Source organism: Nocardioides ureilyticus (assembly GCF_051280745.1).
GTDB lineage: Bacteria > Actinomycetota > Actinomycetes > Propionibacteriales > Nocardioidaceae > Nocardioides.
The window spans coordinates 86,928-99,495 of the sequence record NZ_JBNCOG010000014.1 but is presented as its reverse complement, the minus strand read 5'-3'; the positions used below and the strand labels follow the sequence as shown (position 1 = coordinate 99,495).

10 protein-coding genes and 2 pseudogenes are annotated in these 12,568 nt (G+C 74.0%); 10 read left to right on the top strand and 2 right to left on the bottom strand.

Translation table 11 applies throughout. The features are described 5' to 3' along the window. Positions 1–192: pseudogene (locus ACSMHG_RS10080) on the bottom strand (hypothetical protein); the annotation flags it as partial. A gap of 163 nt (positions 193–355) precedes the next feature. On the opposite strand from ACSMHG_RS10080, the gene ACSMHG_RS10075 reads away from it, so the two are divergent. From ACSMHG_RS10075 to ACSMHG_RS10050, 6 genes and pseudogenes are all read left to right on the top strand, one after another. Beyond that, positions 356–1,135 carry a 3'(2'),5'-bisphosphate nucleotidase CysQ gene (locus ACSMHG_RS10075; protein ID WP_435744370.1) on the top strand — a complete coding sequence of 260 codons (780 nt, stop codon included), beginning with the start codon at positions 356–358 and terminating at the stop codon, positions 1,133–1,135. Between the two features lie 35 nt (positions 1,136–1,170). Further along, a pseudogene (locus ACSMHG_RS10070) lies at positions 1,171–1,962 on the top strand (serpin family protein); the annotation flags it as partial. Between the two features lie 58 nt (positions 1,963–2,020). Then, entirely contained in the window at positions 2,021–2,497 is a 477-nt protein-coding gene (locus tag ACSMHG_RS10065) for a serpin family protein (RefSeq protein WP_435744368.1), read from the top strand. A gap of 118 nt (positions 2,498–2,615) precedes the next feature. Further along, complete coding sequence (mfd, locus tag ACSMHG_RS10060) at positions 2,616–6,161, top strand: transcription-repair coupling factor (protein ID WP_435744366.1); 3,546 nt, start codon at positions 2,616–2,618, stop codon at positions 6,159–6,161. A 20-nt stretch (positions 6,162–6,181) separates the two neighbouring features. After that, a complete protein-coding gene (locus ACSMHG_RS10055; protein WP_435744363.1) occupies positions 6,182–6,880 on the top strand; it encodes a hypothetical protein in 699 nt (232 codons plus the stop codon). A gap of 11 nt (positions 6,881–6,891) precedes the next feature. After that, entirely contained in the window at positions 6,892–7,599 is a 708-nt protein-coding gene (locus tag ACSMHG_RS10050) for a MazG nucleotide pyrophosphohydrolase domain-containing protein (RefSeq protein ID WP_435744362.1), read from the top strand. 18 nt (positions 7,600–7,617) lie between these two features. Here the strand turns inward: ACSMHG_RS10050 and ACSMHG_RS10045 are convergent, their stop codons facing one another. After that, positions 7,618–9,093: an amidase gene (locus ACSMHG_RS10045; protein WP_435744359.1), complete on the bottom strand. Its 1,476-nt coding sequence runs from the start codon at positions 9,091–9,093 to the stop codon at positions 7,618–7,620. A 68-nt stretch (positions 9,094–9,161) separates the two neighbouring features. On the opposite strand from ACSMHG_RS10045, the gene eno reads away from it, so the two are divergent. The 4 genes from eno to ACSMHG_RS10025 are packed head-to-tail and all read left to right on the top strand — an operon-like array spanning position 9,162 to position 12,513. Continuing rightward, positions 9,162–10,439: a phosphopyruvate hydratase gene (eno, locus tag ACSMHG_RS10040; protein ID WP_435744357.1), complete on the top strand. Its 1,278-nt coding sequence runs from the start codon at positions 9,162–9,164 to the stop codon at positions 10,437–10,439. Between the two features lie 20 nt (positions 10,440–10,459). Further along, positions 10,460–11,032, top strand: a complete 573-nt coding sequence (locus ACSMHG_RS10035) for an FtsB family cell division protein (RefSeq protein WP_435744354.1) — start codon at positions 10,460–10,462, stop codon at positions 11,030–11,032. A 7-nt stretch (positions 11,033–11,039) separates the two neighbouring features. After that, a complete protein-coding gene (locus tag ACSMHG_RS10030) occupies positions 11,040–11,549 on the top strand; it encodes a DUF501 domain-containing protein (protein ID WP_435744352.1) in 510 nt (169 codons plus the stop codon). Then, positions 11,542–12,513 carry a Ppx/GppA phosphatase family protein gene (locus ACSMHG_RS10025; protein WP_435744350.1) on the top strand — a complete coding sequence of 324 codons (972 nt, stop codon included), beginning with the start codon at positions 11,542–11,544 and terminating at the stop codon, positions 12,511–12,513. Before ACSMHG_RS10030 ends, ACSMHG_RS10025 begins: the two co-directional genes overlap by 8 nt. The last annotated feature ends 55 nt before the right edge of the window (positions 12,514–12,568 follow it).

Genomic DNA, 12,568 nt, shown 5'->3' with positions numbered 1-12,568 from the left:
GTGCGCGGCCACCCGCAGCTCCAGCTCCGCGACCTGCGCCGCCAAGCGCGTCAGCTCCACCAGCGTCGTGCCGGTCTCCTCAGGCCCCAGGCCGAACAACGGCACCTCGGCCAGCGCGTCCAGCTCCTCACGCAGCCGCGCGACCGCACGCGAGACCGGGTGGTCTCCGCCGGGTCGCAGGTCCTTGGCCATGACCCCACTCAAGCACCCGCCACCGACAGTCCCAGATCACTGTTTCCCCAGGTCAGACGCGGTCCCCGAGCCGTCCACAGGCCCTCGTCCGACGGCGATCTCCGCAGGCGAGCCTGCGAGGTGCCAGCGGGCGAAGGGAAGGGCGGCCTCTAGGGTGGCGCCCGTGACCTTCGACGCCGGTAGCCCGCCCGAGTCCGCCGCCCACGACGACCACGTCCTCGCCACCTGGCTGGCCACGGTGGCCGGCGAGCGCCTGCTCGAGGTGCGCGGGGAGGGGCTGGAGGGCAAGGAGCTCAAGGACGCCGGCGACCGTGCCGCGCACGAGCTGCTGATGCGCCTCATCGCCGAGCACCGGCCGGACGACGCGATCCTCTCCGAGGAGGGCAAGGACGACAAGGCGCGCCTGGAGGCCGACCGGGTCTGGATCATCGACCCGCTCGACGGCACCCGGGAGTTCTCCGAGGTGCCGAGGGAGGACTGGGCCGTCCACGTCGCCCTGTGGCAGGCCGGCGACCTGGTCGCCGGGGCGGTGGCGCAGCCGGCGCTGGGGGAGACCTTCAACACCGGCCAGCCCCCGGTCGTCCCGCCGCGCACCTCGGAGCGGCCGCGGATCGCCGTCTCGCGCAGCCGCCCGCCGGAGTTCGTCGACGCGCTCGCGAAGGAGATCGACGCCGAGCTCGTCGCCATGGGCTCGGCGGGCGTCAAGGTGATGAGCGTCGTCCGCGACCTCACCGACGCCTACGTCCACGCCGGCGGCCAGTACGAGTGGGACTCCGCCGCCCCGGTCGCGGTCGCCCGCGCCGCCGGGCTCTTCACCAGCCGCGTCGACGGCAGCCCGCTGGAGTACAACCAGGACGACGTCTACCTCCCCGACCTCATCGTCTGCCGGCCCGAGCTGGCCGAGCAGGTCGTCGAGTTCGTCAAGCGCCACGGCGTCGGCTGACGGAAGCGCCGGCGTGCCCGTCTCGTCGTAGGGGCATGCCGCACGCCGAGCCGAGCCGCCGCGTCCTCCTGCTGACCGCCCTCGGGCTGGCCGCGACCTCCGCCTGCGGCACCGGCCAAGACCAGCCACGCACGGCCGGCTCCGACGTACGACGCACGCCCGGCGGGACCGCCGAGCCGCCGGCCGGCTCGCTCGCCGGTGCGGCCGCCGGCGTCGCGACGGTCCGGCACCTCGCAGCCGGCCTGTGGAGCCAGCTCGGCACCCCACGGGACGGCCAGCCGGGCAACCTCGCCCTCTCGCCGTGGTCGGTCGCCGTCGCGCTGGCGATGGTGGCGCCGGGCGCCCGGGGCGCCACCGAGGCCGAGCTCCTCGACGTGCTGGGCGTCGGGAGCGCCGAGCAGCTGCTGGACGGGCTGGGTGCGCTGACCGCGGAGGTCGAGGCGCTGGCCGGCGAGCGCCGCCGCGCCGACGGGAGCGCGGCGGAGGTCGAGCTGGCCTCGGCCAACCGGCTCTTCGGTCACGTGGACACCGTGTGGCGCGAGGAGTTCCTCGACAAGCTCGAGCGGGAGCTGGACGCGCCGATGCAGCCGGTCGACTGGGAGGAGACCGAGGCTGCCCGCGCCGAGGTCAACGCGTGGACGGCCGAGCGGACGCACGGCCGGATCGAGGAGATCCTCCCGCCGGGAGTGGTCGACGCCCTGACCCGGCTCGTGCTCGTGCTCGTGAACGCCCTCTACCTCAAGGCGCCCTGGGAGGTGCCGTTCCGCGAGCACGCGACCGAGGACCGGCCCTTCCGGCTGGCCGACGGCACGGAGGTGAGCGTCCCGACGATGAGCGAGCGCCTGCCAGAGCGCCCGGGTCGGCGCCGGGGACGGCTGGCGGTCGGTGCGGATCGACTACGCCGGCCGGGACCTCGCCATGACCGTCGTCCTCCCCGACGAGGGGCGCCTCGAGGACGTCGAGGCGCTGCTGGCGGACGGCGGTCTCGCCGGCCTGCTCGAGGGACGCCCGGAGGGGGTCCAGCTCGAGCTCCCGCGGTGGACCTTCCGCACGCAGGCGCGGCTGAAAGACGCGCTGGCAGCGCTCGGCATGCCGACCGCCTTCGACCGCGAGGAGGCGGACCTGACCGCGATGAGCGAGGAGGAGGGCCTGCACGTCGCCGCCGTCCTCCACGAGGTCTTCGTGACCGTCGACGAGGAGGGCACCGAGGCGGCGGCCGCCACCGCGGTCGTGGTCACGACCGAGTCCATGCCGCCCCCGCTCACGCCGTTCGTGGTCGACCGGCCGTTCCTCTTCGTCGTCCACGACGTACGCCGAGGAGTTCCCCTCTTCCTCGGCCGCCTTGCCGACCCCCGCGGCTGAGCCCTCACCCCGGCGCCCTCACCCCGGCAGAGCTGTCGGAGGCGCTCCGTAGACTGGCGACCGCTCCCCGTGCCGTCCCGGCCCGGGGCGTTCGTGCTGCGACCCCCTCAGGAGCACCGTGAGCCTCACCGGCCTGGCCGACGCCGTCCTCGCCGACCCGACCCTCGCCTCGGCGATGGAGGACGCCCGCGGCGGCGCCGTCCGCGCGCTCGACTTGACCGGCCCCGAGGCGCTGCGGCCGTTCGTGGTCGCGGGCCTGGTCCGCGCCGGTCGCACGGTGCTCGCGGTCACCGCCACCGCGCGGGAGGCCGAGGACCTCGTCGAGTCGCTCGGCTGCTTCCTCGACCCGGCGACGATCGGGTACTACCCGAGCTGGGAGACGCTGCCCCACGAGCGGCTCAGCCCGCGCAGCGACACGGTCGGTCGCCGGCTCGCGGTCCTCCGCCGGCTGCGCCACCCCGGCGACGACGTCAGCAACGGCCCGCTCCAGGTGGTCGTCGCCCCGGTGCGCAGCGTGCTGCAGCCGCAGGTCAAGGGCCTCGCCGACCTGGAGCCGGTCGAGCTGGTCCCGGGCGCGTCCGCATCCCTCGACGACGTGGTCCGCCGCCTCGCGGACGCGGCGTACACCCGGGTGGACCTGGTCGAGAAGCGCGGGGAGTTCGCGGTCCGCGGCGGCATCGTCGACGTCTTCCCGCCGACCGAGGAGCACCCGCTCCGCGTGGAGTTCTGGGGCGACGACGTCGAGGAGATCCGCACCTTCTCCGTCGCCGACCAGCGCACCCTGGACAAGGTCGAGCGGCTCTGGGCGCCGCCGTGCCGCGAGCTGCTCCTGACCGACGAGGTACGCCGCCGCGCCGCCGAGCTCGGCCAGCAGCACCCGACCCTGGTCGAGCTGACCGACAAGATCGCCGCCGGCATCGCCGTCGAGGGCATGGAGTCGCTGGCGCCGGTGCTCGTCGACGAGATGGAGCTGTTGGTCGACCTGATGCCGGCCGACACCCACGTGCTCGTGCTCGACCCCGAGCGCGCCCGGAGCCGGGCCCACGACCTGGTCGCGACCAGCGAGGAGTTCCTCGACGCGAGCTGGGCGGCGGCCGCCAGCGGTGGCACCGCCCCCATCGACCTCGGCGCGGCGTCGTACCGCTCGCTCTCCGACGTCCGCGAGCACGGCCTCGACCAGGCGAAGCCCTGGTGGACGATGAGCCCGTTCGGGCTGGGCGACGAGGGGGGCGGCGGAGCGGTGGTCACCGACGTCGACGCCATCGACGGCGCGGTGCCCAGCCGCGCGCTGCCGATGAAGCCGGTCGACGCCTACCGCGGCGACGTCGAGCGGGCCGTGAAGGACCTCGACACCTGGCGCCAGGAGGGGTTCCGCACCGTCGTCGTCCACGTCGGGCACGGTCCCGCGGAGCGGATGGTCGAGGTGCTCGGCGAGCACGACGTGCCTGCGCGCCTCGACGGCGACCTCGAGCCGGCGGTCGTGATGGTGACCTGTGGATCGCTCAGCCAGGGCTTCGTCGACGAGACGAACCGCCTCGCGGTGCTCACCGGCGAGGACATCTCCGGCCAGAAGTCCTCGACCCGCGACATGCGGAAGATGCCGGCGCGCCGCAAGCGCCAGATCGACCCGCTGGAGCTCAAGGCCGGCGACTTCGTCGTCCACGAGCAGCACGGCGTCGGCCGCTTCGTCGAGATGAAGCAGCGCGAGGTCGGCGGAGCGGTCCGCGAGTATCTCGTCCTCGAGTACGGCGCGTCCAAGCGCGGCGGACCGGCCGACCGGCTCTACGTCCCGGCGGACGCGCTCGACCAGGTCACGCGGTACGTCGGCGGCGAGCAGCCCAGCCTGGACCGCCTCGGCGGCGCCGACTGGGCCAAGCGCAAGGGCCGGGCCCGCAAGGCGGTCCGCGAGATCGCCGCCGAGCTGATCAAGCTGTACGCCGCGCGGCAGGCCACCCAGGGCTACGCCTTCGGGCCGGACACCCCGTGGCAGCGCGAGCTCGAGGACGCCTTCCCCTTCCAGGAGACGCCGGACCAGCTGAGCACCGTCGACGAGGTGAAGGCGGACATGCGCCGCACCATCCCGATGGACCGGCTGATCTGCGGCGACGTCGGCTACGGCAAGACCGAGATCGCCGTCCGCGCCGCCTTCAAGGCCGTGCAGGAGGGCAAGCAGGTCGCCGTCCTCGTGCCGACCACGCTGCTGGTCACCCAGCACCTGTCCACCTTCGCCGAGCGGATGGCCGGCTTCCCCGTCGTGCTCAAGGCGCTCTCGCGCTTCCAGAGCGACAAGGAGGCCGCCGAGGTGATGGCCGGGATGGCCGACGGCAGCATCGACGTCGTGGTCGGCACGCACCGCCTCCTCAACCCCGACGTCCGGTTCAAGGACCTCGGCCTGATCATCGTCGACGAGGAGCAGCGCTTCGGCGTGGAGCACAAGGAGCAGATGAAGCGGCTCCGCACCTCCGTCGACGTGCTGGCGATGAGCGCCACCCCCATCCCGCGCACCCTGGAGATGGCGATCACCGGCATCCGGGAGATGTCGACGATCACCACGCCGCCGGAGGAGCGGCACCCCGTCCTCACCTACGTCGGCGCCTACGAGGACCGCCAGGTCGTGGCGGCCGTCCGCCGCGAGCTGCTCCGCGAGGGGCAGGTCTTCTACATCCACAACCGGGTCAACTCGATCGAGAAGGCCGCGGCGAAGATCAAGGAGCTGGTCCCCGAGGCGCGGGTCGCCACCGCGCACGGCCAGATGGGCGAGAAGCAGCTCGAGCAGGTCATGCTCGACTTCTGGGAGAAGCGCTTCGACGTCCTCGTATGCACGACCTTGGTCGAGTCCGGCCTCGACGTGTCCAACGCCAACACGATGATCATCGAGCGCGCCGACACCCTCGGCCTCAGCCAGCTGCACCAGCTGCGTGGCCGCGTCGGCCGGTCGCGGGAGCGGGCCTACGCCTACTTCCTCTACCCCGGCGAGAAGCCGCTCACCGAGACCGCCCACGAGCGGCTCGCGACGCTCGCCCAGCACTCCGACCTCGGCGGCGGCATGGCGATCGCGATGAAGGACCTCGAGATCCGCGGCGCCGGCAACCTGCTCGGCGGCGAGCAGTCCGGGCACATCGCCGACGTCGGCTTCGACCTCTACGTCCGCCTCGTCGGCGAGGCGGTCACCGAGTTCAAGGGGGAGGCCGAGCCGGAGCTCAACGAGGTCCGCGTCGAGCTCCCCGTCGACGCGCACCTGCCGCACGACTACATCCCCAGCGAGCGGCTGCGCCTGGAGGTCTACAAGCGGCTGGCCGAGGTCCGCGCCGACGAGGACGTCGACCAGGTCCGCGAGGAGCTGGTCGACCGGTACGGCGAGCCGCCCGACGTCGTCGCGTCGCTGCTCCTGGTCGCGCGCTTCCGGGCCCGCGCGCGGCAGGCCGGCATCGGCGAGGTGACCATCGCCGGGAAGAACGTCCGGTTCGCGCCGGTCAGCCTGCCGGAGTCGCGGGTGGTCCGGCTGAACCGGCTCTACCCGAAGTCGATCGTCAAAACGGGGCTCGACACCATCCTGGTGCCCCGGCCGCAGACGGCCGTGGTGGGTGGCAAGCCGATCTTCGGCCCGGCCCTGCTTGAATGGGCCCGCGGTGTGATCGACGCGATCATCGACCCGCCCAGCTGAGCGATCTCCAGGAGAACGACGTGAACCCGACCCGCCCGCTGCTCGCCCTCGCCTCCTCGGCGGTCCTGCTGTCCGGGATGCTGTCCGGGTGCGGCGTGGCCGGCACGGGCTTCTCGCCGGGCGTGGCCGCCGAGGTCGGGGATGCGGAGATCTCGCTCGACCGGGTCGAGGAGCTCGCGTCGGCGTACTGCCGGGCGATCGAGCCGCAGCTCGAGGGCCAGCCGCTGCCGAACAGCTACCTGCTCAGCGGCGTCGCGGGCCAGCTCACCCTCGTCGAGGCGGCCCAGCAGCTCGCCGAGGAGCACGGGGTCGAGCCGGGGCCGGAGCACCGCGCGCGGGTCGCCGAGCTCGAGCAGGAGCCGGCCATCGCCGCACTCCCCGAGGACCAGCGGGAGGCCGTCGTCGAAATCGAGTCGACCTCCTCGCTCCTCGCCGACCTCGTCATCGGCGTCGGTGAGCGCATCGCCTCGGAGGAGGGTCTCGCAGGCGGGAACGCCGAGCAGGTGGCGGCGCTGGGCAACCAGGCGCTGACGGACTGGATCGAGGAGAACGAGGTCGACGTCAACCCCGTGTACGGCGTCGAGCTCCGTGACGCCCAGCCGGTGCCGGCCGACACCTCCACCTCCGTGGCGGTCGGCGACGTCGCCACCACCGCGCTGGCGGAGTCGCCCGATGCCGAGTACGCCGCGTCCCTTCCCGAGTCCCAGCGCTGCGGCTGACCGGACCCACGATGGCCGGCGAGGCTGACGGCGCACCGCTGCTGGAGTTCCTCGCGGTGATGCGGCGACTGCGCGTCGAGTGCGGCTGGAAGCGAGCGCAGACCCACCGCTCGCTCGCGCGCTACCTCCTCGAGGAGACCCACGAGACCCTCGAGGCCATCGACACCGGCGCCGAGACCGGCGACTGGAGCGACCTGCGCGAGGAGCTCGGCGACCTGCTGCTGCAGGTCTACTTCCACGCCGTCGTCGCCGAGGAGGCGGGGGAGTTCACGATCGACGACGTCGCCGCCGACGTGACCGCGAAGATGCGGCGCCGCAACCCGCACGTCTTCCCGCCGGCCGGCGGGCGGGCCACCGGCCCCGACGGGTCCGCCATCGACGCCGACGACCCGGTCGCGGTGAACGAGGCGTGGGAGGCCGCGAAGGCGGCGGAGAAGCAGCGCAGCTCGCTCACCGACGGACTGCCGCCCGGGCTGCCGGCGCTGCTGTACGCCGACAAGGTGCTGGACCGGCTCGAACGCGCCGGCCGTCCGGTCCACCGGCTGGGCGAGGAGGTCGTGCAGCAACCGTCTCGAGACCCCGACGGCGACCCCGACGACGACCCCGACGACGACCTCGGCGACCGGCTGCTCGCGCTCGTCGCCGAGGGCCGCCGGTCCGGCACCGACCCGGAGCAGGCGCTGCGCGACGCCGTACGCCGCCTGCTCGCGCCGTCCTAGTCGGGACCGGCGTCCCGGTCAGAGCTGCGGCACCCGGTCCCACCACGGCGCTGCCCGCTCCAGCTGGGCCGCCAGCCGGAGCATCAGCTCGTCGTTGCCGAGCCGGCCGACGAGCTGGGCGCCCATGGGCAGACCGTCCGCGGTCCAGTGCAGCGGCACGCTCATCGCCGGTCGCCCGGTGAGGTTGGCCAGCTGGGTGTAGGGCACCCAGCCGAGGTTCTCGCTGATCATCTGGTCGACGATGGGGGTGAACCGCAGGACGCCTCCGGCGCCGGCGCGCAGCAGCGCCTTCTGCAGCATCGCCACCGGCGCGGGGAGGTCGAAGGAGCCGACCCGCGGCGGCGGCGTGGCCGTGGTCGGCGTGAGCAGCAGGTCGTGGTCGGCGTGGAACGCCGCCAGCCGGCGCACGTGCGCGTGCCGGCCCTCGACGGCCCGGACGTAGTCGGCGGCGCTGGTGGCGCGGCCGAGCGCGGCCATCACCCGGGTGTCGGGCTCGAAGGCGTCCTCGCCGGCGCCGGAGGCCTCCCGGGCCTCGGTGACCGAGACGGCGCAGTGGACGAACCAGGTGGTGAGGAAGGACTGGGCGAGGGCGGCGTCGTCGACGGGCATCGCCACCTCGACGACCTCGTGGCCGAGCTCGGTGAGCAGCTCCGCGGCGCGCTCCACGGCCGCGCGGGCCTCCGGGTGCGGGTCGGGGTTGATGGAGCTCTGCCAGGTCATGCCGATCCGCAGCCGCCCCGGCTCGCGGTCCAACGCGCCGGCGAACCCGCCGGCGGGCAGCCCGCCGGGGAGGTACGGCGACACCTCGGTCGGCCCCGCGAGCACGTCGAGCATCGCCGCGGTGTCGCGGACGCTGCGGGAGACCACCCCGTCGGTCGCGGTGCCGCTGAGGGGCTCGCCGTAGACGGGGCCGTAGGGGAGCAGTCCGCGGCTCGCCTTGAGCCCGAAGAGGCCGCACGCCGAGGCGGGGATGCGGATCGACCCGCCGCCGTCGCTGGCCGCCGCGCACGGCACGATGCCGGCCGCGACCGCGGCCGCGCTGCCGCCGGACGAGCCGCCCGGCGTGTGGTCGGTGTGCCACGGGTTGCGGCTGGGGCCGAAGAGGTGCGGCTCGGTGATGCCCTTCGCGCCGAACTCGGGAGTGTTGGTCTTGCCGAAGACCACCAGCCCGGACTCGATCCACCGCTGCACGACCGCGGCGGTCTCCGGGGCGGGGACGTCCTTCATCGCCCGGCTGCCACCGCTGGTCGGGACCCCGGCGAGGTGCTGGTGCAGGTCCTTGAGGAGGAACGGGACACCGGCGAAGGGCCGCCCGCCCTCCGGCTCCGGGCCCGACGGTGTCGGAGGGTCGACGTCGCGGACGATCGCGTTGAGGACCGGGTTCACCTCCGCCGCGCGCTCACGGGCCGCGGTGAGCAGCTCCTCGGGGCTTGCCTGACCGGTGCGCACCAGACCGGCGAGGGCAGTGGCGTCGTGCTCGCGATAGTCCTCCACGCGCCGAAGAGTAGCCATCCCCTAGGCTCGACGCCGTCCTCCAGCCCCCGGTCCCCAGGAGCAGCACAGTGGCATCCATCGAAGCTGTCGGCGCCCGCGAGATCCTCGACTCCCGCGGCAACCCCACCGTCGAGGTCGAGGTGCTCCTCGACGACGGCGTCTTCGCCCGCGCGGCCGTGCCGAGCGGCGCCTCGACCGGCGCCTTCGAGGCGGTGGAGCTCCGCGACGGCGGCGACCGCTACCTCGGCAAGGGCGTGGAGAAGGCCGTCGAGGCGGTCATCCAGACCATCGGCCCGGCCATCGAGGGCCTCGACGCCGACGACCAGCGCGTCGTCGACCAGACCATGCTGGACGCCGACGGCACGCCCAACAAGGCGAACCTCGGCGCCAACGCCATCCTCGGCGTCTCCCTCGCGGTCGCCCGCGCGGCCGCCGAGTCGGCCGGCCTCCCGCTCTACCGGTACGTCGGCGGGCCCAACGCCCACCTGCTGCCGGTGCCGATGATGAACATCCTCAACGGCGGCGCCCACGCCGACACCAACGTCGACGTGCAGGAGTTCATGATCGCGCCGATCGGCGCGCCGACGTTCCGCGAGGCCCTGCGCAGCGGTGCCGAGGTCTACCACGCGCTGAAGTCGGTGCTGAAGAAGCGCGGCCTCGCCACGGGCGTGGGCGACGAGGGCGGGTTCGCGCCGGACCTGGCGTCCAACCGGGCGGCGCTCGACCTCATCGCCGAGGCGATCGAGGCGTCGGGCCAGAAGCTGGGCACCGACCTGGTCCTCGCCCTCGACGTCGCGGCCTCGGAGTTCTACGAGGGGGGCAGCTACACCTTCGAGGGCCAGCAGAAGACGGCCGAGCAGATGACCGCCTACTACGCCGACCTCGTGTCGTCCTACCCGATCGTCTCCATCGAGGACCCGCTCGACGAGGACGACTGGGAGGGTTGGAAGGCGATCACCGACCAGCTCGGCGACCGCACCCAGCTGGTCGGCGACGACCTCTTCGTGACCAACGTCGAGCGGCTCCAGCGCGGCATCACCGGCGGCCAGGCCAACGCGCTGCTGGTCAAGGTGAACCAGATCGGCTCGCTCACCGAGACCCTCGACTCCGTCGACCTCGCGCACCGCAACGGCTTCCGCTGCATGATGAGCCACCGCTCCGGCGAGACCGAGGACACCACCATCGCCGACCTCGCCGTGGCCACCAACTGCGGCCAGATCAAGACCGGTGCCCCGGCGCGCTCGGAGCGGGTCGCGAAGTACAACCAGCTGCTGCGCATCGAGGACGAGCTGGGTGACGCGGCCCGGTACGCCGGCCCCGGCGCGTTCCCCCGCTTCTCGGGCTGACCCTGGGGCACGCTTGTCCCATGGCCGACGACCGTCGCAGCTCCCGGGGCTCCAGCCGGCCCCGCGGGCGCACCGGACCCGGGCGCCGCATGCCCCCGGGCCCGGCGCGCGGCGTCCGTCCACCGCAGGGCGGCCGACCCGACCGACCGGCGCCGCGCCGCCCCCGGCTGACCGGCCGGGCGGCGGTGCTGGTCCTGGTCCTCGCCGTCCTCGCGGTCTCCTACGCCTCCTCGATGCGGGCCTTCCTGCACCAGCGGGCCGAGATCGTCGAGCTCAAGGCGCAGATCGCAGAGCGGAAGGCGGCGATCGACGACCTCGAGCGGGAGAAGAAGCGCTGGCAGGACCCGGCCTTCGTGCAGTCCCAGGCACGCGAGCGCGGGTGGGTGATGCCCGGCGAGACGCCGTTCGTCGTGCTGCGCGACGGCGAGCCGCTGACCACCGGGGCCACCCTGACCGACCCCGACGACGTCGCGCCGCAGACGCCGGAGGCCTGGTGGGTCGACGCCTGGGAGTCGGTCGAGCTGGCCGGCCACCCGCCGCGCGACGAGCCCCCGCCCATGACCGAGATCGACGGCACCGAGAGCGAAGAGTGATCGAACAGTGATCGAGCCCCGCGACGAGGCGGCGATCGCCAGCCAGCTGGGGCGCGAGCCGCGCGGCATCCACGAGATCGGCCACCGCTGCCCGTGCGGCAACCCCGACGTCGTCACCACCGAACCGCGCCTGCCGAACGGCACGCCTTTCCCGACGACGTACTACCTGACCTGTCCCCGGGCCGCCTCGCGGATCGGCACGCTGGAGGGCTCCGGCGTGATGAAGCAGATGCAGGACCGCCTGGCCGAGGACCCCGCGCTCGCCGAGGCGTACGCCGCGGCGCACGAGCGGTACCTGGAGGCGCGGGAGGAGATCGGCCGTGCCGCGGGCCTCGACGTGCCCGAGATCGCCGGCATCTCCGCCGGCGGGATGCCCGACCGGGTCAAGTGCCTCCACGTCCTCGCCGGCCAGTCGCTGGCGCAGGGACGCGGGGTGAACCCGCTCGGCGACGAGGTCCTCGACCTGCTGGGCGAGTGGTGGGCGGCCGGTCCCTGCGTGACGCCCTCCGATGGTTGAGTCGGGCCTTCCGCCCGGCGAGTCGGGAGATCCACCGGCCGAGTCGGGAGATCCGGTCGCTGCGATCGACTGTGGCACCAACTCGATCCGGCTGCTGGTCTGCGCGACGCCCGAGCAGCCGCTCGTCCGGGAGATGCGCGTCGTGCGCCTCGGCGAGGGCATCGACGCGACGGGCCGGATCTCCGACGCCGCCCTGGCGCGGACCTTCGACGCCCTCGACGACTACGCGGCGGCCATCCGGGAGCACGGCGCCACCCGCGTGCGGCTCTGCGCGACCTCGGCGACCAGGGACGCGGCCAACTCCGAGGTCTTCGCGGCCGGTGTCCGCGAGCGGCTCGGCGTGGACCCCGACGTGGTGACCGGGGCGGAGGAGGCGGCGCTCTCCTTCGCGGGCGCCGTCCGCGGCCTGCGCGCCACGCCCGCTTGGCCCGTGCTGGTCGCCGACATCGGCGGCGGCTCCACCGAGCTGGTGCTGGGTCATGGGCTGGGCGACGCCGCCGGTCCGACCGCCGCGGACTCCATGGACATCGGGTCGGTGCGCCTGCACGAGCGGCACCTGCACACCGACCCGCCGACGGCCGCCGAGGTCGCGGCCTGCGCCCGCGACGTCGAGGCACACCTCGACGCCTGCCCCATCGACGTCGCCGAGGCCGCGACGCTGGTCGGCGTCGCAGGCACGGTCACCACGGTCGCCGCCGCCGTGCTCGACCTCCCGGCGTACGACGCCGCGGCGATCGACCAGGCGGTGCTGCCCGCCGACGCCGTGCTCGCCGCGGTCGACCGGCTGGTCGCCATGACCGTCGCCGAGCGCCGGGCGCTGCCCTTCATGCATCCCGGCCGGGCCGACGTCATCGGGGCCGGGGCGCTCATCCTCGCCGGGGTCCTGCGGCGCGCCTCGGTCGAGCAGCTGGTCGTCTCCGAGTCCGACATCCTCGACGGCATCGCCTGGTCGTTGCTGGCCTGAGCGGCTCCGGCCGCGTTTCGGCGGGCGACCGATCGGCAACAGGGCGAGCACGAGC